The organism is Streptomyces sp. NPDC127119 (assembly GCF_042677425.1).
In the GTDB taxonomy this organism is placed as follows: domain Bacteria; phylum Actinomycetota; class Actinomycetes; order Streptomycetales; family Streptomycetaceae; genus Streptomyces.
Genome location: NZ_JBHXTO010000057.1, coordinates 12776 through 35666 on the forward strand (window position 1 = coordinate 12776; position 22891 = coordinate 35666).

The 22891-nt window shown below is 71.9% G+C and carries 17 protein-coding genes; 11 read left to right on the forward strand and 6 right to left on the reverse strand.

The window, feature by feature from the left end:
• Nucleotides 1-192 precede the first annotated feature (192 nt).
• Nucleotides 193-1125 carry a Ppx/GppA family phosphatase gene (locus tag ACFVH5_RS23475; RefSeq protein WP_384801735.1) on the reverse strand — a complete coding sequence of 311 codons (933 nt, stop codon included), beginning with the start codon at nucleotides 1123-1125 and terminating at the stop codon, nucleotides 193-195.
• 71 nt (nucleotides 1126-1196) lie between these two features.
• Between ACFVH5_RS23475 and ACFVH5_RS23480 the strand changes: the two genes are divergently transcribed.
• Nucleotides 1197-2072 carry a hypothetical protein gene (locus tag ACFVH5_RS23480; protein WP_385835614.1) on the forward strand — a complete coding sequence of 292 codons (876 nt, stop codon included), beginning with the start codon at nucleotides 1197-1199 and terminating at the stop codon, nucleotides 2070-2072.
• Between the two features lie 89 nt (nucleotides 2073-2161).
• On the opposite strand, the gene ACFVH5_RS23485 is transcribed toward ACFVH5_RS23480, so the two are convergent.
• Nucleotides 2162-4042 carry a hypothetical protein gene (locus tag ACFVH5_RS23485; protein WP_385835615.1) on the reverse strand — a complete coding sequence of 627 codons (1881 nt, stop codon included), beginning with the start codon at nucleotides 4040-4042 and terminating at the stop codon, nucleotides 2162-2164.
• A gap of 233 nt (nucleotides 4043-4275) precedes the next feature.
• Between ACFVH5_RS23485 and radA the strand changes: the two genes are divergently transcribed.
• Together radA and disA are read left to right on the forward strand one after the other, a co-directional pair.
• Nucleotides 4276-5685: a DNA repair protein RadA gene (gene radA, locus ACFVH5_RS23490; protein ID WP_384801726.1), complete on the forward strand. Its 1410-nt coding sequence runs from the start codon at nucleotides 4276-4278 to the stop codon at nucleotides 5683-5685.
• Nucleotides 5686-5756: 71 nt separating this feature from the next.
• Nucleotides 5757-6881 (forward strand): DNA integrity scanning diadenylate cyclase DisA, encoded by a 1125-nt coding sequence (gene disA, locus ACFVH5_RS23495; protein WP_107022362.1) that lies wholly within the window; start codon nucleotides 5757-5759, stop codon nucleotides 6879-6881.
• Between the two features lie 332 nt (nucleotides 6882-7213).
• On the opposite strand, the gene ACFVH5_RS23500 is transcribed toward disA, so the two are convergent.
• Entirely contained in the window at nucleotides 7214-8044 is an 831-nt protein-coding gene (locus ACFVH5_RS23500) for a hypothetical protein (protein WP_385835617.1), read from the reverse strand.
• Nucleotides 8045-8280: 236 nt separating this feature from the next.
• Between ACFVH5_RS23500 and ACFVH5_RS23505 the strand changes: the two genes are divergently transcribed.
• The 5 genes from ACFVH5_RS23505 to cseC all read left to right on the forward strand — a co-directional run bounded on the left by ACFVH5_RS23505 (nucleotide 8281) and on the right by cseC (nucleotide 13011).
• Nucleotides 8281-9225, forward strand: a complete 945-nt coding sequence (locus tag ACFVH5_RS23505; protein ID WP_385835618.1) for an A/G-specific adenine glycosylase — start codon at nucleotides 8281-8283, stop codon at nucleotides 9223-9225.
• Between the two features lie 257 nt (nucleotides 9226-9482).
• Nucleotides 9483-10040, forward strand: coding sequence for a SigE family RNA polymerase sigma factor (locus tag ACFVH5_RS23510; RefSeq protein WP_107022359.1), 558 nt, complete (start codon nucleotides 9483-9485; stop codon nucleotides 10038-10040).
• Nucleotides 10028-10696, forward strand: coding sequence for a hypothetical protein (locus ACFVH5_RS23515; RefSeq protein WP_384801715.1), 669 nt, complete (start codon nucleotides 10028-10030; stop codon nucleotides 10694-10696). Before ACFVH5_RS23510 ends, ACFVH5_RS23515 begins: the two co-directional genes overlap by 13 nt.
• 107 nt (nucleotides 10697-10803) lie before the next feature.
• Entirely contained in the window at nucleotides 10804-11535 is a 732-nt protein-coding gene (cseB, locus tag ACFVH5_RS23520) for a two-component system response regulator CseB (RefSeq protein WP_385835619.1), read from the forward strand.
• Between the two features lie 177 nt (nucleotides 11536-11712).
• Complete coding sequence (cseC, locus tag ACFVH5_RS23525; RefSeq protein WP_385835641.1) at nucleotides 11713-13011, forward strand: two-component system sensor histidine kinase CseC; 1299 nt, start codon at nucleotides 11713-11715, stop codon at nucleotides 13009-13011.
• A 467-nt stretch (nucleotides 13012-13478) separates the two neighbouring features.
• On the opposite strand, the gene ACFVH5_RS23530 is transcribed toward cseC, so the two are convergent.
• Nucleotides 13479-15149: an MDR family MFS transporter gene (locus ACFVH5_RS23530; RefSeq protein WP_385835620.1), complete on the reverse strand. Its 1671-nt coding sequence runs from the start codon at nucleotides 15147-15149 to the stop codon at nucleotides 13479-13481.
• A gap of 300 nt (nucleotides 15150-15449) precedes the next feature.
• On the opposite strand from ACFVH5_RS23530, the gene ACFVH5_RS23535 reads away from it, so the two are divergent.
• Nucleotides 15450-16034: a TetR/AcrR family transcriptional regulator gene (locus tag ACFVH5_RS23535; RefSeq protein WP_384801706.1), complete on the forward strand. Its 585-nt coding sequence runs from the start codon at nucleotides 15450-15452 to the stop codon at nucleotides 16032-16034.
• A 6-nt stretch (nucleotides 16035-16040) separates the two neighbouring features.
• Here the strand turns inward: ACFVH5_RS23535 and ACFVH5_RS23540 are convergent, their stop codons facing one another.
• Nucleotides 16041-16742 (reverse strand): M23 family metallopeptidase, encoded by a 702-nt coding sequence (locus ACFVH5_RS23540; RefSeq protein ID WP_385835622.1) that lies wholly within the window; start codon nucleotides 16740-16742, stop codon nucleotides 16041-16043.
• Nucleotides 16743-17176: 434 nt separating this feature from the next.
• Nucleotides 17177-18742 carry a carboxylesterase/lipase family protein gene (locus ACFVH5_RS23545; RefSeq protein ID WP_385835624.1) on the reverse strand — a complete coding sequence of 522 codons (1566 nt, stop codon included), beginning with the start codon at nucleotides 18740-18742 and terminating at the stop codon, nucleotides 17177-17179.
• A 173-nt stretch (nucleotides 18743-18915) separates the two neighbouring features.
• Here ACFVH5_RS23545 and ACFVH5_RS23550 point away from each other — a divergent pair, with 173 nt between their 5' ends.
• Both ACFVH5_RS23550 and ACFVH5_RS23555 read left to right on the forward strand, forming a co-directional pair.
• Nucleotides 18916-22038 carry an NACHT domain-containing protein gene (locus ACFVH5_RS23550; RefSeq protein ID WP_385835626.1) on the forward strand — a complete coding sequence of 1041 codons (3123 nt, stop codon included), beginning with the start codon at nucleotides 18916-18918 and terminating at the stop codon, nucleotides 22036-22038.
• Nucleotides 22039-22181: 143 nt separating this feature from the next.
• A complete protein-coding gene (locus ACFVH5_RS23555) occupies nucleotides 22182-22814 on the forward strand; it encodes an HAD family acid phosphatase (protein ID WP_385835628.1) in 633 nt (210 codons plus the stop codon).
• Nucleotides 22815-22891: the final 77 nt, after the last annotated feature.

The following is a 22891-nucleotide window of genomic DNA, read 5'->3' on the forward strand; positions in this document are numbered from 1 at the left end:
CCCCTTAGGGGGTGGGGGTGGGGCTGTGTGTCGGCTGACCGTTGGCGGTGGTTGCTCGCGCCGTTCCCCGCGCCCCTCAGGGGGTGGGGGTGCGGCTGCGTGGTGTCTGACCGTTGGCGGTGGTTGCTCGCGCCGTTCCCCGCGCCCCCTCGGGGTCGTCCCCTCGGGGCGGACTTGTGGGGGCTTGGAGGGTTACTGGGGGGTCATCTGGTCCAGGGTTCGGAGGATTACTCCCTCTCGGAGTGCCCAGGGGCAGATATCTACGGTTTCCACTCCGAAGAGGTCCATCGCGCCCTCCGCCACCACCGCACCGGCGAGGAGCTGGGCGGCGCGGCCCTCGGAGACTCCGGGGAGTTCCGCGCGTTCGGCGGTCGTCATGGAGGCCAGGCGCGGGACCCAGTCCTCCAGGGACCGGCGCTTGAGCTCGCGCTGGACGTACAGGCCGTCGACCGAGCGGGCGGCACCCGCGAGCCGGGCGAGCTGCTTGAAGGTCTTGGAGGTGGCGACCACGTGGTCCGGAGCGCCGAACCGGCTGAACTCCCCGACCGTACGGGCGATCTGGGCCCGCACATGGCGGCGCAGGGCCCTTATGTCCGCCGGGTCCGCCGGGTCGGTCGGCAGCCAGCCCGCGGTGAGTCGGCCCGCGCCCAGCGGCAGCGAGGCAGCCGCGTCGGGCTCCTCGTCGATGCCGTACGCGATCTCCAGCGAACCGCCGCCGATGTCCAGGACGAGCAGTTTCCCGGCCGACCAGCCGAACCAGCGGCGGGCGGCGAGGAAGGTGAGCCGGGCCTCCTCCGCGCCGGTGAGGACCTGGAGCTCCACACCGGTCTCCTCGCGCACCCGGGCCAGCACCTCGTCGGCGTTGCTGGCCTCCCGCACCGCGGAGGTCGCGAACGGCAGCAGATCCTCGACGCCCTTGTCCTCGGCGGCCTCCAGCGCCTCCTGGATGACGGCGATCAGTTTGTCGACGCCCACGGAGTCGATCGCGCCGCTGTCGTCCAGAAGTTGGGCGAGCCGTAGCTCCGCCTTGTGCGAATGCGCGGGCAGCGGGCGCGCGCCGGGGTGTGCATCCACCACCAGCAGGTGCACCGTGTTCGAACCCACGTCCAGGACACCGAGTCTCATGTACGGCACGCTACTGCGCCCGGGCCCCTCGGCCGTCCCCAGAGTGGTCGTGAGCGACTTACTCTGGTCTGGTGCCAAAGACGAAAAAGGCGAAGAGCGACAAATCGGCCAAGGATTCCGCCGCAGGGCCCGCGAAGGACGAGCTTCGGGTGAAGCCGTCCAAGCCCGGAAAGCTTCCGAAAGCCCCGAAGGGCGACGAGAAGGGGCTCGACTTCGCACGTGCGTGGGTGGAGTTCCCCGATCCGGCCGACGACGAGCAGATCTTCCGCTGCGATCTGACATGGCTGACCTCTCGCTGGAACTGCATCTTCGGGAGCGGCTGCCAGGGGATCCAGGCGGGCCGCGCGGACGACGGATGCTGCACGCTGGGTGCCCACTTCTCGGACGAGGACGACGAGAAGCGCGTGGCCGGTCACGTGGCGAGGCTCACGCCGGACATCTGGCAGCACCACGACGTGGGGACCGCGACCGGCTGGGTCTCGCAGGACGAGGACGGGGACCGGCAGACGCGCCCGTACGAGGGGTCCTGCATCTTCCAGAACCGCCCCGGTTTCGCCGGCGGGATGGGCTGTTCGCTGCACATCCTGGCCGTCAAGGAGGGCCGGGAGCCCCTGGAGACCAAGCCGGACGTCTGCTGGCAGCTGCCGGTCCGGCGGACGTACGAGTGGATCGACCGGCCCGACGACACGCGGGTGCTGCAGGTCTCGATCGGCGAGTACGACCGCCGCGGGTGGGGTCCTGGCGGGCACGACCTGCACTGGTGGTGCACGTCGGCGACGTCCGCCCATGGCGCGGGCGACCCGGTCTACGTCTCGTACCGCCCGGAACTGATCGAACTGATGGGCAAGTCGGGCTACGACCAGCTGGTGAACCTCTGCGAGGAACGCCTGGCCTCCCAACTCCCCCTCCTGGCCCCCCACCCGGCGGACCCACCCCACCACGGATAGGGGCCGCCCCCCGGCCCCGTAAGGGGCGCGGGGAACTGCGCGACCAGCCACGACGCTCCCGCAGCCGACCTCCGACCCGCGGGAGCGTGTCAACTCCCCGATGGGCTCGGCTCACCACTGCCACCGGGCCCACCGGACGTCGGCTCACCCTCTCCGGGGGAGCCCGGCGGAGGCTCCGGCTCCGGATCCGACGGCCCCGGCCCGGACGGCGAAGGCTCCGGACCGGGATCGGACGGCCCCGGATCGGACGGCGAAGGCCCGGACGGCGTCGGCTCGGGCCCGGGATCCGAGGGCCCGGGGCCAGGTCCGGGCCCAGGCCCAGGCCCCGACGGCCCTGGCCCACTCGGCGAAGGCGAATCCGGCCGGGGCCCCGGCCCCGCCGTCCCGTACCCGCCGATCGTGACCACCGCCCCCGCAGGCCCGACCGCCACCCGCGCGCTCCACGCCCCATTGGGCTCCCGCAGATGATCGACGTACACCTTGATCGTCAGGGACTCCCCCGGTTCCAGCGTCCCGGACGACTGGCTCAGGTAGAGCCAGGACGCTCCGGCCTGCGCGGACCAGCGGACCGCCGAATCGGCGGTCGCCGTGAGGGTGATGAGTGTCGTGCCACCGTCGGAACGGGCCGCCACGGAGAGCCCGCTCCGCTGCCCCGGGGCGACGCTGACGACCTCCACGGAGACGTCGGACGAGCCGCTGCGCGGGGTGAAGCGGGAGCCGGGCCGTGTCCTGGCGTTGCCCGCGTTCTCGTAGCCGGACGCCTCGCCGCCGAGTTCCTCGGAGCCCTGCGCCTCGTTCGCGGTGACCGGCCGGCCGTCGGAGCCCTCGCCGATGAGGGGTGCCCCCCGGTAGGCCGCCCACAGGGCGAGGACGGGGGCCGCCACGACGGTGGCGACGACCGTGGTCGTGACGGCACGCGCGCGCAGCCGGTCGCGACGGGCCGCGTGGTCCTTGGGGTCCATCGGAAAACCGCGCCGGTCGAAGCGCGGACCGGCGCCCCGCGCGCGCGGGAGGCGCGTCATCGCCTTGTGGAGGGCCGCGCGCGGGGCTTCGAGCACGGGCAGCGCGGCGGGGGTGACGCTGGTGCCCGGCCAGGAGCCGGGGCCCGCGCGCTCGGCGGTCCGGCGGCAGCGCGGGCAGTCGTCGACGTGCCGGACCAGTTCGCGGCGCAGGGCCGCGCTGAGGACGAGGTGGTTGTCGCCGGTGAGCCGGGTCACGCCCGGACAGGTACCGGTCTCGACGACGGCCAGGGCCGCGCGCGTGCGCTCGACCTCGCAGGCGCCCGCCGCGAGGAGTTCCCGGGCGGCCACCGGGTCGGTGCCGAGGACGGCGGCGACCTCGTGGGCGGCGAGCTGGTGGCGCACGGCGAGTTCGAGCGCCTCGCGCTGCTCGGGCGTCGTACCGGCGGCCTCCGGCCAGGCCAGCAGGGCGAGTTCGCGACGGCGCCGGTCCTTCTCGGCGTCGGCGAGAAGTTCGGCGTTCCGGTCGCCGCCCCGCTCGCCGCCTCGCTCGCCATCCCGTTCACCGACGTGGGCGGCGGCTCGTTCAGCAATGTGGGCGGCGGCTCGGGCGTCCGCGGAGCGGGCCTCCGGATGCGAGCCTCCGGTGCCGCCCTCGGACCGGCCCGACGCAGGGGCGCCGGCGCCATGACGCTTCTGCCTGGCCTCGGCGAGCTTGCGCAGACAGGACCAGCGGGCGAGCGCGTACAGCCAGGCCCTGCGGTCGTCGGGCGTCTCGCGGCCTCGATGGCCGCGGCGCTCGGCGAGGGCGAGGACGTCTCCCAGGGCGGCGGTCGCCGTGTCGTGGTCGCAGAGCACGGACAGGCAGTAGGTGAACAGGCCGTCCAGGTAGGGCTCGTAACGGGTCGGCGGGCACTGCGCCACCGTGCGCGCCGCGGCCCGGTCGCGCGCCTCGCGGTGCGCCCGGTGTGCGCCGGTGGTGCGGGTCGAGGTCTCGGGACTGCTGCTCATCACCCGTGCGACCGTAGGTGCCTTGTGGTGGGCCCTTCTCCCTGCTTGAGCACATTTAATCCATACGGGTGAAACGATCCCTCAAATGAGGGCAGCGGTCCGGTATTCCGTGTCGTGTCCCTGCCGCACCCACACGGAAAAGCGGCCGGTTTGCGCAGGCTGTCCCGTTATCGGTACCGCCCATCGAACAGGCCGTCACGGCTCTGTCAGTGGCGGCGGTTACGGTTCGTGTCATGGCTGCCCGTACGAAGACCGCGAAGGACCGGCCGTCCTACCGCTGCACCGAGTGCGGCTGGCAGACGGCCAAGTGGCTCGGCCGCTGCTCCGAGTGCCAGGCCTGGGGGACGGTCGAGGAGTACGGCGCGCCCGCGGTGCGTACGACGGCTCCCGGCCGCGTCACCACGAACGCGCTGCCCATCGGCCAGGTCGACGGCCGCCAGGCGACCGCCCGCTCGACCGGCGTGCCCGAGCTGGACCGCGTGCTCGGCGGCGGACTCGTACCGGGCGCGGTGGTGCTCGTCGCGGGCGAGCCGGGCGTCGGCAAGTCCACGCTGCTGCTGGACGTGGCGGCCAAGGCGGCGAGCGACGAACACCGCACGCTCTACATCACGGGTGAGGAGTCGGCGAGCCAGGTCCGGCTGCGCGCCGACCGCATCAAGGCGATCGACGACAACCTGTTCCTGGCGGCGGAGACCGACCTGTCGGCGGTCCTCGGCCACCTGGACGCGGTGAAGCCGTCCCTGCTCATCGTCGACTCCGTACAGACGGTGGCCTCTCCGGAGATCGACGGCGCCCCCGGGGGCATGTCCCAGGTCCGCGAGGTGGCCGGGGCCCTGATCCGCGCCTCCAAGGAACGCGGCATGGCCACCCTCCTCGTCGGCCACGTCACCAAGGACGGCGCCATCGCGGGACCACGTCTTCTGGAGCACCTGGTGGACGTCGTCCTGAGCTTCGAGGGCGACCGGCACGCGCGACTGCGTCTCGTACGAGGCGTCAAGAACCGGTACGGGACCACGGACGAGGTCGGCTGCTTCGAACTGCACGACGAGGGGATCACCGGGCTCACCGACCCCTCCGGTCTCTTCCTCACCCGTCGGGCCGAACCCGTCCCCGGCACCTGCCTGACCGTCACCCTCGAAGGCCGCCGCCCGCTGGTGGCCGAGGTGCAGGCGCTCACCGTGGACACCCAGATCCCCACTCCGCGGCGTACGACGTCCGGTCTGGAGACCTCCCGCGTCCAGATGATGCTCGCCGTCCTGGAGCAGCGCGGCCGGATCAGCGCCCTCGGGAAGCGGGACATCTACACCGCGACGGTCGGTGGCGTGAAACTGTCCGAGCCCGCCGCGGACCTCGCGATCGCGCTCGCGCTGGCCAGTGCGGCGAGCGACACCCCGCTCCCGCAGAACCTCGTCGCGATCGGTGAGGTGGGGCTCGCGGGCGAGGTCAGACGGGTCACGGGGGTCCAGCGCAGACTCGCCGAAGCACACCGTCTGGGCTTCACCCACGCCCTTGTTCCGAGCGACCCCGGCAAGATCCCTGCCGGTATGAAGGTCCTGGAAGTCGCCGACATGGGGGACGCGCTCCGGGTCCTCCCGAGGTCGCGTCGGCGAGACGCCCCACGGGACGAGGAAGAGCGCCGGTAGACTTTGCCCAGGTCTCGCCCGTCCGTACGAACCGAGGGCGCCCTCAAAAAGCCTGCGACCGGAGGAGTGCAGTGGCAGCCAACGACCGGGCAGCAGTTCCCGGCAAGTCCGGCGGGAGTTCCGGCACCGATGGCCTGATGCGCACGGCTCTCAGCGCTGTGGCACCCGGCACCGGGCTGCGCGACGGCCTGGAGCGCATCCTCCGCGGCAACACCGGCGGGCTCATCGTGCTCGGCTGGGACAAGACCGTCGAGGCGATGTGCAGCGGCGGATTCGTGCTGGACGTCGAGTTCACCGCGACGCGGCTGCGCGAGCTGTGCAAGCTCGACGGCGGCATCGTGCTGGACAAGGACATCACCAAAATCCTGCGGGCCGGCGTGCAGCTGGTCCCCGACCCGACCATTCCCACCGAGGAGACGGGCACGCGGCACCGCACCGCGGACCGGGTGAGCAAGCAGGTCGGCTTCCCCGTCGTCTCCGTCTCCCAGTCCATGCGCCTGATCGCGCTGTACGTGGACGGGCAGCGGCGGGTCCTGGAGGACTCGGCCGCGATCCTGTCCCGCGCGAACCAGGCGCTGGCCACGCTGGAGCGGTACAAGCTGCGGCTCGACGAGGTCGCGGGCACGCTGTCCGCGCTGGAGATCGAGGACCTGGTCACCGTCCGGGACGTGTCCGCGGTGGCCCAGCGCCTGGAGATGGTGCGCCGGATCGCCACGGAGATCGCCGAGTACGTGGTGGAGCTGGGCACGGACGGGCGACTGCTCTCCCTCCAGCTGGACGAACTGATCGCCGGGGTCGAACCCGAGCGGGAACTCGTCGTACGGGACTATGTGCCCGAGCCGACGGCCAAGCGGTCCCGCACGGTGGACGAGGCGCTGTTCGAGCTGAACGCGCTGAGCCATGCCGAGCTGCTCGAAATGCCCACCGTGGCGCGGGCGTTGGGATACACCGGGTCGCCCGAGGCGCTCGACTCCGCGGTGTCGCCCCGCGGGTTCCGGCTGCTGGCGAAGGTGCCGCGGCTGCCGGGCGCGATCATCGACCGGCTGGTCGAGCACTTCGGCGGGCTGCAGAAGCTTCTCGCCGCGAGCGTGGACGATCTGCAGACCGTGGACGGGGTCGGGGAGGCGCGGGCGCGGAGCGTGCGGGAGGGGCTTTCGCGGTTGGCGGAGTCTTCGATCCTCGAACGCTACGTGTAGCCGTCCGGCGGTTTGGCGTGGCCCCCTGGCTGGGCCGGGCTCGACTTTCGGGTGCGGCCGGGTGGGGGCCGGTCGCGCCGTTCCCCGCGCCCCTAAAAGCAGGGGCCGGGCTCGGCTTTCGGGTGCGGGCCGGTGGGGGCTGGGCTCGGGTTTTGGGTGCGGCCCGGTCGCGCCGTTCCTCGCGTCCCTGGAGGCGAAAGGCATGGGGGGGGTGGCGAACTGCGTTGCCGCGCGCCCCGCTGTTTTAGGGGCGCGGGGAACTGCGCGGCACGCCCCCACCGGGCCCGCACCCGAATGTCGAGCCCAGCCGATCCGCGCCGCAGGCGCCCGCGCTAGTCCTTCTTCAGGACGAAAGACGTCTGCGACTTCGGCAGGCCCGCCGGCTTCGCTTCGACCAGGTACGTGCCCGGCGCAGCCGAAAGCGCCGGCGGCGTCGCGCACTGCGGCGCACTCGCCTTGCGGTTCCATTCGACCGTGCGGATGACCTGATCGTTCGCCGGGATGCGGAACAGAACACTCGCCGCGCCCGTCGGGCAGTCCGCCGAGGACCAGATCTGGTCGTCACCCTTCGCCTGAGTGATCGTCAGCACCGCGCTTTTCGGACCGAGATCGAGCTTGCAGTCACTGCCCGAGGAATTCTTCGCGATCAGCTCGAAGGTGGGCTTCTCGTCGGGCGTGTACGAGTTGTGGACGCTGCGCAGCGTCAACTTCACCGAGCCGGGCGTGCAGTTGGGGATGCTCGACCCGGCCGGAACCGTGTCGCCCGAGCCACCGCCACCCTCACCGTCGTCCGCGCCGCCACCCCCGGAGCCGGAGCCGGAACCCGAACCGGCCCCGCCCGCGCCGGAATCGCCCGACCCGCCGGAGCCCCCGGACCCGCCGGAGCCGCCCGAGCCCTCGGAACCGCCGTCGCTCGACTCGTCGCGCCCGCCCGGCGCTTGGCTGATCGCGGACTCCGAGTCCGAGGGGCCGGGAGTGATCGACGCGGTGGGGTTCTTGCCGTTGGACCCGTCGGCGTCGTTCTTGCCGCCGCCTCCTCCGTCGGAGGTCACCACCCAGGTGACCAACAGGGCCATCACGGCGAACATGGACGCCAGAATGGCCCTCCGTCGCCAGTAGATGGAGGAGGGAAGCGGCCCGACCGGATTGCGCAGTGATCCCACGGCGCAAACTGTACGAGAGATCGGGGAGTTCACTGGCCTCACCCGCCGTCAACGGCCCCAACTTTTTCCGATCATCAGCCCGGGGGCGGCTTCGAGGCCCCCTGGGGCTGCCCCCGGGGGCAGCTTTCAGGGGCGCGGGGAACTGCGCGACAAGCCCCCACCGCCCCGCACCCAACACACGACGCACCCCCGACCAAACCTCCCCGCACACCCCCGCATGGAAGAATCGCCGTGCCATGACTGCGCCCACGAAACCCACGCCCCCCGCCCAGGCCGACAGCCGCGGGCCCGTCGGCGACGAAACCGCCGGCGACGACCTCCACGCCCCCGTCATCGACTGGTTCGAGGAGCACGCACGCGACCTCCCCTGGCGGCGGCCCGACGCGGGTCCGTGGGGAGTGATGGTCAGCGAGTTCATGCTGCAGCAGACACCGGTGAGCCGCGTGCTCCCGGTGTACGAGCAGTGGATGGCCCGCTGGCCGCGCCCCGCCGATCTCGCCGAGGACGCGCCGGGCGAGGCCGTCCGCGCCTGGGGCCGCCTCGGCTACCCCCGCCGCGCCCTGCGTCTGCACGGCGCCGCGGTCGCCATAACGGAGCGGCACGACGGCGACGTACCCACGGAGCACGCGCAGCTGCTCGCGCTGCCCGGCATCGGCGAGTACACGGCGGCGGCGGTGGCCTCGTTCGCGTACGGACAGCGGCACGCCGTCCTCGACACGAACGTGCGGCGGGTGTTCGCGCGGGCCGTCACCGGCGTCCAGTACCCGCCGAACGCGACGACCGCCGCCGAGCGCAAGCTCGCCCGCACGCTGCTGCCCGACGACGAGCGCACGGCCGCGCTCTGGGCCGCCGCGTCCATGGAGCTCGGCGCGCTCGTCTGCACGGCGAAGAACGAGACGTGCGTACGCTGCCCGATCGCCGCCCTGTGCGCCTGGCGGCTGGCCGGGAAGCCCGCGCACGACGGACCGCCGCGGCGCGGCCAGACCTACGCGGGTACGGACCGGCAGGTGCGCGGCCGGCTGCTCGCCGTACTGCGCGAGGCGGTCACCCCCGTACCCCAGTCGGCTCTCGACCGTGTCTGGGAGGAGCCGGTGCAGCGGGCCCGCGCCCTGGACGGCCTGGTCTCCGACGGACTGGTCGAACCGCTCGCCGGCGGTCTGTACCGGCTCCCGCAGAGCTGACCCACAGGCTTCACCGAGCTCGGTGACAGAGCCGCGGCGGGCAAAACGCCTCGTACCCGCCCCAGTCGGCATCTCGTCTTACCCAGGCCCTACTTCCGTTACACAACCTATGGACAGCCGAGCGCTCGTCGCATGCTCGCTCGGACAACCCCGTGACAACAGCTCCGTAACTTCAGTGCTGTACCGCGGACCAGCGGTACGGCAGGCAACGGACACCCGGCAGCAACCAGGTCGGAACGGGGACGGAGGCGGTTGAAATGGCGCACGGCGAGGTGCTCGAATTCGAAGAGTACGTACGCACCCGGCAGGACGCGCTGCTGCGCAGCGCACGCCGCCTGGTCCCCGACCCCGTCGACGCCCAGGACCTCCTGCAGACCGCGCTGGTGCGGACGTACGGACGCTGGGACGGCATCGCGGACAAGCGCCTCGCCGACGCCTATCTGCGCCGCGTCATGATCAACACGCGTACGGAGTGGTGGCGGGCCCGCAAGCTGGAGGAGGTCCCCACCGAGCAGCTGCCGGACGCGAGCGTGGACGACTCCACCGAGCAGCACGCGGACCGCGCGCTCCTGATGGACATCATGAAGGTGCTCGCTCCCAAGCAGCGCAGCGTCGTCGTGCTGCGACACTGGGAGCAGATGTCCACGGAGGAGACGGCCGCCGCCCTCGGCATGTCGGCCGGCACGGTCAAGAGCACCCTGCACCGGGCGCTGGCCCGGCTCCGCGAGGAGCTGGAGCGCCGGGCGTCCGACGAGAACGACGAGCTCGGCGTACGCGTGCCGGAGCGTGAGGAGCGGGAGCGTTGCGCGGCCTAGACCCTGAGGCTCCGCGGGCCCGTGAGGTCCGGAAGGCGGTGATCACGGCAGCGGCCGTGCTCGCCGCCCTCGGCCTTTCCGTGTCCGCCTGCGGTACGGGCGGCACCGGCGCCCGGGACGAGGGCCCGGCCCTCTCCGACTCGGCCGCCGGAAGCGCCCGGGACGCGGCCCCCTCCGCCTCGCTCCCGGCCCCGGCCCCGGCCACTCCCGACCGGGTGGACGCGGTCCGTATGGTCAGGGCCGACCCCGGGGTCAGTACGGCGGTCAAGCGCGACCTGAAGCCGTGCGTCGGCGACGAGTACCCGGTCGACGTGTCATACGGCAACCTCACCGGCGGTTCCGCAGCGGACGTCGTGATCAACGTGATGACCTGCGGGGACGCGGTCGGCGTCGGCTCGTACGTGTACCGCGAGGACGGCGACGGGTACAAGAACGTCTTCCGCGCCGAGGAGCCCCCGGTGTACGCGGAGATCGACCGCGGCGACCTGGTGATCACCCAGCAGGTGTACGAGAAGGACGACTCGGTGACGTATCCGTCCGGCGAGGAAGTGATCACGTACCACTGGACGGCGACCCGGTTCACCGAGCGGGCCAGGACGCACAACGACTACAGCAAGGTGGTGGGCGGCGAGTCCGCGGCCCCCACCGATCAGTAGCCCCGCACCGCGCCATCGCACAACCACGCAACCGTGCAACCGCACACCGCACAACCGCACAAGCAAGTCGCAATGGACCGACAGACCGAGAAGACGAGAGCACCCGGATGGCAGAGCAGACCCATGTCCTGTTCGTGGAGGACGACGACGTCATCCGCGAGGCCACCCAACTCGCGCTGGAACGCGACGGCTTCGTGGTCACCGCCATGCCCGACGGGCTGTCGGGACTTGAGGCGTTCCGGGCCGACCGGCCCGACATCGCACTCCTCGACGTGATGGTGCCGGGCCTCGACGGGGTGTCGCTGTGCCGCCGGATCCGCGACGAGTCGACCGTCCCCGTGATCATGCTGTCGGCCCGCGCCGACTCCATCGACGTCGTCCTGGGCCTGGAGGCGGGCGCCGACGACTACGTGACCAAGCCCTTCGACGGGGCCGTGCTGGTCGCGCGCATCCGGGCCGTGCTGCGGCGCTTCGGACACGCGAGCGGGCCGCGCGCCACCGACGGCGGCGACGGTGCGTCGGCCGAGCACGGCAGCGGTGTGCTGACCTTCGGCACGGGCTCCGGCTCCGGCGAGCTGGAGATCGACACGGAGGGCATGGAGGTGCGCAGGGGCGGCGCCCCGGTGTCGCTGACGCCCACCGAGATGCGGCTGCTCCTGGAGTTCTCGTCGTCACCCGGTACGGTCCTGTCGCGCGACAAGCTGCTGGAGCGGGTGTGGGACTACGGCTGGGGCGGGGACACCCGCGTCGTCGACGTCCATGTGCAGCGGCTGCGTACGAAGATCGGCCAGGACCGGATCGAGACGGTCCGCGGCTTCGGCTACAAGTTGAAGGCCTGAGCGGAGCGGACGATGCGGGGGACGAGCGGCAACCCGGCCGACGGGCAGGGCGAGTTCGGCGAGGACGGTCACGAGCACGGGCACGGGCACGGGCACGGGCATGATGGGCGGGGCGTGGACGCAGAAGTGCACAGGCGGGCAGGTGCGGCCGGGCGGCGCGAGAGACTCGGGCGCCTGATGCCGCGTACGGGGATCCGCTGGAAGCTGAGCGCCGCCATCGCGGCGGTCGGAGCGCTGGTCGCCGTCGCGCTGAGCCTGGTCGTGCACAACGCCGCCCGGGTCTCCATGCTCGACAACGCGCGCGACCTCGCCGACGAACGCGTCCAGATCGCGCAGCGGAACTACGAGGCCTCCGGGCGGCCGAACTTCCCCGGCGTCCGGATCGACGACCCCGCCCTGCCGAAGGACCTGCTGGCGAAGGCGACGGCCGGACGACGGGCGACCTATGTGACGGAGCACTCCGACGGCGTGCCCGACATCTGGGCGGCCGTACCGCTCAAGGACGGCCGCATCCTGTCCCTGCACACGAACTTCACCGACCGCAGCACGACCGTCCTCAAGGATCTCGACGAGGCCCTGCTCATCGGTTCGATCGCGGTCGTCTTCGGCGGCTGCGCGCTCGGCGTCCTCATCGGCGGCCAGCTCTCACGGCGGCTGCGCAAGGCGGCCACGGCGGCCCGGCGGGTCGCGCAGGGCGAACCGGACGTGCGCGTACGGGACTCCATCGGCGGGGTCGTACGCGACGAGACCGACGACCTCGCGCGGGCCGTGGACGCGATGGCGGACGCGTTGCAGCAGCGCATCGAGGCGGAACGGCGGGTGACCGCGGACATCGCGCACGAGCTGCGCACCCCGGTGACCGGACTGCTCACCGCGGCGGAACTCCTGCCGCCGGGACGCCCCACCGAGCTCGTACGGGACCGGGCGCAGGCCATGCGGCAACTGGTCGAGGACGTGCTGGAGGTGGCCCGGCTGGACAGCGCGTCCGAGCGAGCCGAGTTGCAGGACATCCTGCTGGGCGAGTTCGTGACCCGGCGGGTGATCGCGCGGGACCCGGAGATCCTTGTCCGCGTGGTCCACGAGTCGGCGGTGACGACCGACCCGCGCCGCCTGGAACGGGTCCTCATCAACCTGCTGGTCAACGCCGCCAAGCACGGCAAGCCGCCCATCGAGGTCACCGTCGAGGGCCGGGTCATCCGGGTCCGCGACCACGGGCCCGGCTTCCCCGACGCGCTCCTGGCCGACGGCCCCAGCCGATTCCGCACCGGCAGCAGCGACCGGGCGGGGCACGGGCACGGGCTCGGGCTCACGATCGCGGCCGGGCAGGCGCGGGTGCTGGGGGCGCGGCTCACGTTTCGCAACGTGCGGGCGGTGGGGGCGCCTGAGGGGGTGCCGGCGGAGGGGGCGGTCGCGGTGCTCTGGCTCCCGGAACACGCCCCGACGAACACGGGCAGCTACCCCATGCTGCCGGAGTGACCTTCCCGGGGGCTGCCGCCGCCCGTCCCCCTCTTTGTCCTCAAACGCCGGACGGGCTGAGAGACGGGATCGGCCTTCGTCTGCGGGCCGGTGGGGGCCGGCCGCGCTTGCACCGCTGACGCGCTTGTCCTCAAACGCCGGACGGGCTCAGGGGTGTCCGGCCTCGGCTGCGGCCCGGTGGGGGCCGGCCGCGCAGTTCCCCGCGCCCCTGAAAATGGGGCTGCGCCCCGATTTTCAGGCCGGCCGCGCGCCTTGGCATCCAGCCTCTGCCCACCCTCCGCTCCTACCCAGCCCCTCCAGCACCCACCCCCCAGCCCCTCCGGCGTTTGAGGAACGGGGGTTCGGGGGCGGAGCCCCTGAGTTTGTGACGGGAACGGGTAGGGGCGGCGGGGGCGAAGGAAAAGGCCCCCAGCCCCGGACACCGTCCGGAACCAGGGGCCGTCAGGCCGGCGTCGAGTCCCCAGGACTCAGACCGTCTCCACAGACTTCTCCCCGCCGGAGGCACCCGCACCGGCCCCCCGAAGCGGCACCTCCTTCACGAACACGGCCCCCACCAGCGCGACCACCGCGATGACCGCCCCGAGGAGGAACGCGGAATGCGTCCCGGACGCGACAGCGTGCTGGTACGCCTCCCGCGCGGCCACCGGCAGCTTCGCCAGGCTCGCCGCGTCCAGCTGCGCGGACTGCTCGGTCACCTTGGACCCGAGCGCCCCGGCCCGCTCGGCCATCACGTCCTGGACGCGGTGGTTGAAGAGCGCGCCCATGATGGCGACGCCGAAGGACGAGCCGAGCGTGCGGAACAGCGTGGTGCTGGACGACGCGACGCCCATGTCCTTCATCTCGACGCTGTTCTGCGACACGAGCATGGTGATCTGCATCAGACAGCCCATGCCCGCACCGACCACGGCCATGTACACACCGGACGTCAGCCGCGACGTGTCGGTGTCCATGAGCGACAGCAGGTAGAGGCCGACCACCATCAGCGCACTGCCGACGATCGGGAAGGCCTTGTACCGCCCGGTGCTGGTGGTCACCCGTCCGGCGACCATCGAGGTCACGAGCATCGCGCCGAGCATGGGCAGGAGCAGCAGTCCGGAGTTGGTCGCGGACGCGCCCTGGACCGACTGCTGGTACAGCGGCAGGAACAGCACGGCGCCGAACATCACGAACCCGGCGACGAATCCGACGACGGACATCAGCGTGAAGTTGCGGCTGCGGAAGATGTGCAGCGGCATGATCGGCGCGGCGGCCTTGGTCTGCACGAACAGGAAGCCGATGAGCGCGGCGACCCCGATGCCGATCAGTTCCATGATCCGCGCGGAGTCCCAGGCGTACTCGGTCCCGCCCCAGGTGGTGACGAGCACGATCGAGGTGATGCCCACGGTGAGCAGCCCGGCGCCCAGGTAGTCGATGCGCGCGTCCACCCGCTTCTTGGGCAGATGCAGTACGGCGCTGATGGCGATCAGGGCTATGACGCCGAGCGGCAGGTTGATGTAGAAGGACCAGCGCCAGCCCCAGTTGTCGGTGATGGTGCCGCCGATCAGCGGGCCGCCGATCATGGCGAGGGCCATCACTCCGGCCATCATGCCCTGGTACTTGCCCCGTTCACGCGGGGGGATCAGGTCGCCGATGATCGCCATGACGCCGACCATCAGGCCGCCCGCGCCGAGTCCCTGGACCGCGCGGAACCCGATGAGCTGGCCCATGTCCTGGGCCATTCCGCTGAGCGCCGATCCGATCAGGAAGAGCACGATGGACGTCATGAAGACGCCCTTGCGCCCGTACATGTCGCCGAGCTTGCCCCAGATCGGGGTGGAGGCGGCGGTCGCGAGCGTGTAGGCGGTGACGACCCAGGAGAGGTGTTCCAGGCCGCCGAGCTCGCCCACGATGGTCGGCATCGCGGTGCCGATGATCATGTTGTCGAGCATCGCGAGCATCATCGCGATCATCAGCGCCATCAGGACGACGCGTACGCTCCTGGGCTGCTTGCCCTGATCCGCGCCGCTCACGGCACCCACGGCGTCCGCCGTCGCCGCCGCTGCCGACGCCTGGGACGCCGCCGCGGACTTCGCCGGCGCTCCCCCCTGCTCGGCCGGCTTCGCCGACCCGGCCGACTTGGCGGGCTTCGCCGCCTTCATCGGTTTGATCGGCCTACGCGGCCTGCGCGGCCTCTCCGACCCGTTCGGAGCCGGAGCCGAAGCCGGAGCCGACCCCGGCACCGCGTCCGCCGGCTCCGCCTCATCCGCTGCTCCGGCCGCTCCGGCCGTCCTGGTGTCCGCCACTCTGCCCACTCCCCTGGGTACCGCACTTCATTGCCACTTACTTGCCGACCGGCAAGTTGACTACACTGGGGAAAGTAGACCCGTAACTAGCCGGGCGTCAAGTAAGTTTTTCTTTACCCACGCTGCGGCGTGCGACCAGGACGAGGGGCGGCCACGATGGGCGGCAGCAGGCAGCGGCGGCGCGGAGACACCCGCCAGCGCATCCAGGACGTGGCTGTCGAACTGTTCGCCGAGCAGGGCTACGAGAAGACGTCCCTGCGCGAGATCGCCGAACGGCTGGACGTCACCAAGGCCGCGCTCTACTACCACTTCAAGACCAAGGAAGACATCCTCATCAGCCTCTTCGAGGATCTGACGAGGCCGATGGACGAGATGATCGAGTGGGGCAAGAGCCAGCCCCGCTCCCTGGACACCAAGCAGGAACTCCTGCGCCGGTACAGCCAGGCCCTGACCGACGCGGCCCCCCTCTTCCGCTTCATGCAGGAGAACCAGGCGACGGTCCGCGAGCTGAGCATCGGCGAGTCGTTCAAGGACCGCATGGTCAAGATGCTGGACATCATCAGGGAGCCCGAGGCCCCGCTGACGGACCAGGTCCGCTGCGTGAGCGCGCTGTTCACCATGCACGCCGGGATGTTCGCCCTCAAGGACATGGAAGGCGACCCCGAGGACAAGCGCAAAGCCGTCCTGGAGGTCGCCATCGAACTGGTCACACGGGCACACTCGGGCCCGCACGACTCCTGAGGTCCGTCAGAGGCTGAGCCCCTTGGAGCGCAGGAAGGCGACCGGGTCGACCGCCGAGCCGTAGTTGGCGGTCGTACGGATCTCGAAGTGCAGGTGCGGCCCGCTGGAGTTGCCGGTGTTGCCGGACAGGGCGATCCGCTGGCCGGTCTTGACGACCTGGCCGGGCTTCACGTCGACACGGGACAGGTGCGCGTACTGCGAGTACGTACCGTTGCTGTGCTTGATCACGACGGCGTTGCCGTACGCGGGCCCGTCGCCGGCACCGTTGCCGCCGGTCTTCACGACGGTGCCGCCGTGGGCGGCGACGACCTGGGTGCCGGAGGAGACGGCGAAGTCCTGGCCGGAGTGGGTGGACGACCACAGGTTGCCGGCCTGGGCGAAGCTCGCGGAAAGCTTGTACTTCTTGACGGGGTCGACCCAGGAGGAGGCCGTCTTCGCGGCGGCGGGCTTGGCCGCGGCCTTCTTGGCCTGCGCCTTCTCGGCGGCGGCCTTGCTCTTGGCCTGAGCGGCCTTCGCCTGGGCGGCGGCCTGCTCCTGCACGGAGGCGGCTGCCGCGCTCGACAGGGAGACCGCGCTCGGCTTGGCGTCCGCGGCGACCGCGACCCCGGCTCCGACTGCGGTCGACACTCCCAGGCCGAGGGCCAGGACGGCCGCCCGGGTACGGAGCTGGGACGTGCCGGGTATGCGGGACGTGATGCGCTGCGACATGGGGACTACCTCCGGGGAGACGGGCAACGACACACCCGGCGCGCTGTCGGTGCGCCGGGCGGGGGTCATCCCTTGGTAACCCGTACTCCCGCGATCCCCCAAAACCCTCTTCTACGACCTCAAGTCGTACTTGACCCCGGAACTTCCGACTCCTTGACAGAAGCACCGGCGAATACGAAAACCTCCCGGTTTTCTGTCGGAAGTCTGGTTTACCCCCACTTCAGACCGGCCCCTCGCGGCCCCGACCCCGCACCGCCGCCCGCACCGCCCACCCGTAAGGACCTCGGACCCACCCCCAGGGCCAAAGGTCCTTTTTGTCCACCTCGCACCCGCCACTACCGTCCCTAGTAGGGCGCGAAACGCCTGTGCGTCATGTCACCGGGCGGCCCCGCCCGGCGCCCCCGGATGTGACGGCGACTACAGCCCCTCCCCCCTCAGACCCCCGGTTCGAGCAGCGGCAACGCCCCGAAGACGTGCTCCCGCCACAGCTCCCGGGAGACCTCCTCCGGGTACGCCGTCACGGTCGGCCGCGTGTCGAAGAGCCGTACCGGCCGCCGATCGACGTCGTACGCCGGCCACCCGGGCCCCTCCCCCGCCGCGAAGCCCGTCCACGCGGCCCGGAACAGCGCCGACAGCTCCTCCGCCGCGTCGGGCGGCGCCTCCCCGAACAGCACCGCGGGCAGCCCGCCGCGCAGGTTCCCGAAGACCAGCGGCACATCGAGCCCGTGGCAGGCCCCGAGCAGCCCGCCCATGCCCGGCGCCTCCCAGACCAGTTCGTAGACGTGGGCACGGCCGCCGCCCGCGAGCTGGGCCTCGGCCAGATGCAGTGTCGGCATCCGGAAGAGCCAGTCGGAGTGGACCAGCTCGTACAGCCCCGCCGCGTCGAGCCCCGGAAAGGCCTTCCGGTACGCCTCCTCGCCACCCGAGCCACCGGAGCCGCCCTCGCCGCCCGAGCCGCCCGTTCCGGGCGAGAACGTCCGCAGTGCCGCCGTCGCCCGGTCCTCCGTCAGTCCCTCGCCGAGCGTTCCGTCGAGTGCCATGAAGAGCCGGTACTCGTCCCGCGTATGCCCGGCCACCAGCTCGACGTCACGCGCGGCTCCGGCCGCGAGCGCCTCCCAGGGCGCGCGGGGCAGCACGTCTCCGTCCACCACGGGCGCCAGCGGGATCGCCGTGTGCGCCAGCACTCCCCACCGGTGCGTGTACCGCTCCATCCGCGCCCCGACCGCGTCCGCGGCCGCGGGCAGCAGCCCGGGAGCGACCGTGGCCAGGTCGTCCGCGGTCGGCCGCAGCCCCAGCTCCGCCGCGAACTCCCCGGCGATGTCCGCGGCGAGCGGGGCGGAGAGGAACGGGCCGGGCACGCTCTGTGTGACGGCCCGCCGGAAGAGCCCGGCCGCGCGCGGCATCGAGAGCAGCGCGGCGAGCGACCCCGCGCCCGCCGACTCGCCGAAGACCGTGACACGGTCCGGGTCACCGCCGAAGGCACGGATGTTGTCCCGCACCCATGCGAGCGCGGCGACCTGGTCGAGCAGCCCGCGGTTGGCGGGCGCGCCCTCGATCTGGGCGAACCCCTCGATACCGAGGCGGTAGTTGAGCGTCACCAGCACGACGCCCTCCGCCGCCAGCCGCCCGCCGTCGTACTCGGGCAGGCCCGACATCCCGATGACGTACGCGCCCCCGAGCAGCCACACCATCACCGGCAGTCCGGCGCCGGGGCCGGGATCGGGCGTCCACACGTTCAGGGTCAGCCAGTCGCCGTCGTCGGTGTCCGGGGGCGCGAGCGCGTCCATGCCGAACGCCGCGGACTGCGGAGGCGGTGTCCCGAACGCGGTCGCCTCCCGTACGCCGTCCCAGCCGCGCGGCGGCCGAGGCGCCCCGAACCGCAGTGCGCCGACGGGCGGTTCGGCGAACGGGATCCCCCGGAACACCGCCGTACCCGCCTTCCCGGCCTCGCCCCTCAACACCCCGGCCTGCGTGCGGACTTCGGGTCGGTCGACATCCATGGCGGTTCCCTCCTCGAACGGTTCGGGACACCGCGCATCCTCCCGCCCCGCCACCCGGAACGGCCACCGCTTTTGTCACGCCAAGATCAGCGGTCCCGAGCCCCACGGACAGGGCACGCCCGGCGGTTACGCTGACAGCCGCCAACCACCCACCATGCCCTCGGGGGAGCGCCATGGAACCGGCAACCGTAGGCGTGCGGCTGGCGTCCAGCGTGGCCACGCCGCTCATCAGGAAACTCTTCGTGACGGAGGGGCCGGGCGCGGGCCTGGTCGACAAGCCCGTACGCATCTCGTCCCGCGTCTCCTTCAGGGGCGAGCAGCGCACACTGAGCGAGCGGGACGTGGGCCGGCTCGCGGCCGAACTGGTCTCGCAGGCGCTCAAGGACGCTGTGGAACGGCCCGTCCCCGCCGACGAGGAACAGCCCGTGGTCCATGCCCTCGCCGACACCCTGCACGCCCTCGGCGACCTCACCATGACGGACGTACAGGCCGTGGCGCTGGGCCACGCGGGTCTCGCCCTGCATCTGCGCCACACCGCGGGGAGCCCCGACCGGGACCTCGGCTTCGACGCCACGCTGTTCTACGAGCGGCTGCTCGACACGGCCTGTCTGCACATCCTGCACTTCTTCACCCAGCGCTCGACGTTCGTGGCGAGGACGCTCGTCGAGCAGACGCGCAGGCAGGCCGAACTGATCGCGAAGGTGGACGAGTTGATCGCCCGTACGCCGTTGCCCGGCGGGGGCGACGCGGCGTTCGAGCGGCGCTTCCTCGCGTACACGGCGACGAAGCACAGCCAGCTCACCATCTACGGCATCGACCTGGTGAACTCGCCCGACCGCTGGCCGCTGGACGCCGCCTACCTCACCCTCCAGGCCCTGCGCCCGGCCCCCGGCGACGAGGACGGCGGGGTCCCCGGCGCACCGGGTCTCCCGCTGTCCGCCGAAGAGGTGCTGGCCGAGCAGGACCTGGTGCTGCTGCGGGGCGTGGCCGGGTCGGGCAAGACGACGCTGGTGCAGTGGCTCGCCGTGACGGCCGCACGGGGCGAGCGCGGCGACCGGGTCCCCTTCGTCCTGCCGCTGCGCACGCTCGTCCGCCGCCCCGACGGGCTGCCCGCACCCGCCGACTTCCTCGCCGCCGCCCGCGTGCCCTTCCACGGCGCGGCGCCGGACGGCTGGCCCGACCGGGTGCTGGCGGCGGGCCGCGCACTGCTGCTCGTCGACGGCATCGACGAGATCCCCGAACCCGACCGTGAGCGGACCCGCCGCTGGCTGCGCGACCTGCTCGACGCCTACCCCGGCAACCAGTGGCTGGTCACCTCCCGCCCGTCGGCCGTACGCGAGAACTGGCTCGCCGCGGACGGCTTCACGGAACTCGCGCTCTCCCCGATGAGCCGCGCCGACGTCACGGCGTTCGTCGAGCGCTGGCACACCGCGGCCCGCGTCGACGCCCCGGACGCCGACCGCGACACCGAACGCCTCGCCGCGTACGAGACCTCGCTCCTCGACGCCGTCCGCACCAAGCCCGACCTCGGCCGGCTCGCCACCAACCCCCTGATGTGCGCCCTGATCTGCGCCCTGCACCGGGACCGGCGCGGCTATCTGCCGCACGGACGCCAGGAGTTGTACGACGCCGCCCTCTCGATGCTCCTCGCGCGCCGCGACCAGGAGCGGGACATGCTCCCGCACGACACCGTCCGGCTCACCGAACTGCCCCAGATCCAGCTCCTCCAGCGCCTGGCCTACTGGCTGATCCGCAACGGCCGGCTGGAGATGGACCGCGAACGGGCCGAGCGCCTCATCGCGGACGCCCTGCCCGCCCTGCCCGCCGTCGCGAGCCAGGGGGACGCCCCCACGATCTACCGCCACCTCCTCCTGCGCAGCGGACTGCTCCGCGAACCCTCCCTGGACACCGTGGAATTCGTCCACCGCACCTTCCAGGACTACCTCGGCGCGAAGGCCGCGGTGGAGGACGGCGACTTCGGGCTCCTCGTGCGCAACGCCGCCGACTCCCAGTGGTCGGACGTGATCCGCATGGCCGTCGCCCACGCCCGGCCCCGCGAACGCGCCGACTTCCTGACCCAGTTGCTGGCCGCCGCCGGAGAGGCCGGGCCCGCCGGGGGCACCCGCATCCGGCTGCTCGCCCTGGCCGGCCTGGAGCACGCGACGGAACTGGACCCGAAGGTCCGGGCCGCCGTGGAGGGGCAGGCGGCCACACTCATCCCACCGCGTACGGCGGAGGAGGCCCGCGAGCTGGCCGCGGTGGGCCCGCTCGTACTGGAACTCCTGCCCGGCCCCGAGGGGCTGTCCGAGGCGGAGGCCAGGGCGGTCGTCGTCACCGCGTCCCTCATCGGCACCGACGCGGCCGTCCCGGTCCTGGCCCGCTTCCGCACCCACCCGTCCCTGTCGGTCCGCTCCCAACTGACGTGGACGTGGCACCGCTTCGACGCGGAGCGGTACGCGGCGGACGTGATCGCACACCTGCCGGAGGAGGACCTGTACTTCACGGCACACTCGGCGGGGCATCTGCGGGCTCTTCGTTCCTTCGGCGGGCGTCCGCGTGTCCAGGTCATCGGCGACATCGAGGCGGCGGAGCTGACGGCCTGCCTCGGGGCGGACACCACACGGCTGCTCGTGATCCGGGACAACAGCCGGCTCCCCGACCTCACCGCCCTCGTCCCGCTGCGCCGGCTGCTGCGCCTGGACATCAGCCGCAGCGTCCATGTCGACGACCTCACCCCGCTCGCCGGTCTGCCGCTGGAACAACTGTCGCTGGACCACATGCCGGGCCTGGAAAAGCCGGAAGCGCTGGCACCGCTTTCGGCCTCGGCCACTCTGCGCGAACTCGACACGGGCGTACCGCTCCAGGGTGAATCCCTCGATGCCGCACTCCCCCGGCTTCCGCTGACCTCATTGCGATTCACCAAGAACGCCCTCCATTTCACCGGACTGCGCGGCCTGCGGCGTATGCGCTCGTTGAAGACGCTGGCTTTCGGGACCCTCGTCGAACCTCTCACTCCCGAGGACCACGAAGAGGTCGCACGGCTGCCCGGACTTGAGGAATTGAGCATCAAGTGGGCCACCCTTCCATGGGGTGAAAGCCCTGTTCTGCCCGGTATCAAGCGCCTCCACCTCCGGAAATTCACCGGATTCGAAGACCTTTCGGCAGTTCCGGCTCTGTTTCCCGGGCTGACCTCTGTCGCATTCGTCCTCACCCCGGAAGCGACGGCAGTGCCCGAACACACCCTTCGGCTCTTCCCGGGCATCCACACCGTCACCAAGACGTACACCGTCCTGTAGACCCCGGGCCTATCCCAACCCCACCTCGGCGCCCTACAGTTACCGCCAGTAATCTCGTGGCCCCCCTCCGGCCCCACACGCCCGTGAGCATGCACCACGAGCCATGTCCCGCAGCGCTCCCATGCGAGAGGAACCCCCCACCCATGACCGGAAGCAGCCTGCAGCGTCTGATCGGCGTGACCGTCGCGGCCACGGCCGCCACCGCGGCCCTGATGAGCCCGGCCGCCGCCGCCACCCCGGCCGCGTCGGCCACCACCGCGGTGACCGCCTCGGCCGCCGCCGACGTCGACCACGCCACCTGGCAGAACGACTGCCGGGCCGTCATGGCCGAGGCGCTGCCGTATCTGAAGGAACGTATCGCCGGGGCGGCGGCGGGCGAGAAGCAGGCCATCGTCTTCGACATCGACAACACCACGCTGGAGACCGACTTCGGCTTCAGCTATCCCTCGCCGGCCAACGCGCCCGTCCTCGACGTGGCCAGGTACGCGCAGGACCACGGCGTCGCCCTGTTCTTCGTCACGGCCCGCCCGGACATCATCAAGTCGGTGACGGACTACAACCTCAGGCACGTCGGCTACCAGGTCTCCGGCCTGTACGTACGCAGCTTCATCGACCTCTTCAAGGACGTGGCCGCCTACAAGACCGCGCAGCGCAAGGCCGTCGAGGCCAAGGGCTACACGATCATCGCGAACATCGGCAACAGCGCCACCGACCTGTCGGGCGGGCACGCCGAGAAGACGTACAAGCTGCCGGACTACGACGGCCAGCTGTCCTGACGGACGGGACACAGCGCGGCCGGGGCACCGGTCCCGGACACGCCGATGGGGCCGGTGCTCGAAAGCACCGGCCCCAT

What these genes read in the sequence shown, in the direction of transcription:
- ACFVH5_RS23475 (WP_384801735.1), bottom strand. Translation starts at nt 1,125, where the DNA reads ATGAGACTCGGTGTCCTGGACGTGGGTTCGAACACGGTGCACCTGCTG.
- ACFVH5_RS23485 (WP_385835615.1), bottom strand. Translation starts at nt 4,042, where the DNA reads ATGAGCAGCAGTCCCGAGACCTCGACCCGCACCACCGGCGCACACCGG.
- radA (WP_384801726.1), top strand. Translation starts at nt 4,276, where the DNA reads ATGGCTGCCCGTACGAAGACCGCGAAGGACCGGCCGTCCTACCGCTGC.
- ACFVH5_RS23505 (WP_385835618.1), top strand. Translation starts at nt 8,281, where the DNA reads ATGACTGCGCCCACGAAACCCACGCCCCCCGCCCAGGCCGACAGCCGC.
- ACFVH5_RS23510 (WP_107022359.1), top strand. Translation starts at nt 9,483, where the DNA reads ATGGCGCACGGCGAGGTGCTCGAATTCGAAGAGTACGTACGCACCCGG.
- cseB (WP_385835619.1), top strand. Translation starts at nt 10,804, where the DNA reads ATGGCAGAGCAGACCCATGTCCTGTTCGTGGAGGACGACGACGTCATC.
- cseC (WP_385835641.1), top strand. Translation starts at nt 11,713, where the DNA reads ATGCCGCGTACGGGGATCCGCTGGAAGCTGAGCGCCGCCATCGCGGCG.
- ACFVH5_RS23530 (WP_385835620.1), bottom strand. Translation starts at nt 15,149, where the DNA reads ATGAAGGCGGCGAAGCCCGCCAAGTCGGCCGGGTCGGCGAAGCCGGCC.
- ACFVH5_RS23535 (WP_384801706.1), top strand. Translation starts at nt 15,450, where the DNA reads ATGGGCGGCAGCAGGCAGCGGCGGCGCGGAGACACCCGCCAGCGCATC.
- ACFVH5_RS23540 (WP_385835622.1), bottom strand. Translation starts at nt 16,742, where the DNA reads ATGTCGCAGCGCATCACGTCCCGCATACCCGGCACGTCCCAGCTCCGT.
- ACFVH5_RS23545 (WP_385835624.1), bottom strand. Translation starts at nt 18,742, where the DNA reads ATGGATGTCGACCGACCCGAAGTCCGCACGCAGGCCGGGGTGTTGAGG.
- ACFVH5_RS23550 (WP_385835626.1), top strand. Translation starts at nt 18,916, where the DNA reads ATGGAACCGGCAACCGTAGGCGTGCGGCTGGCGTCCAGCGTGGCCACG.
- ACFVH5_RS23555 (WP_385835628.1), top strand. Translation starts at nt 22,182, where the DNA reads ATGACCGGAAGCAGCCTGCAGCGTCTGATCGGCGTGACCGTCGCGGCC.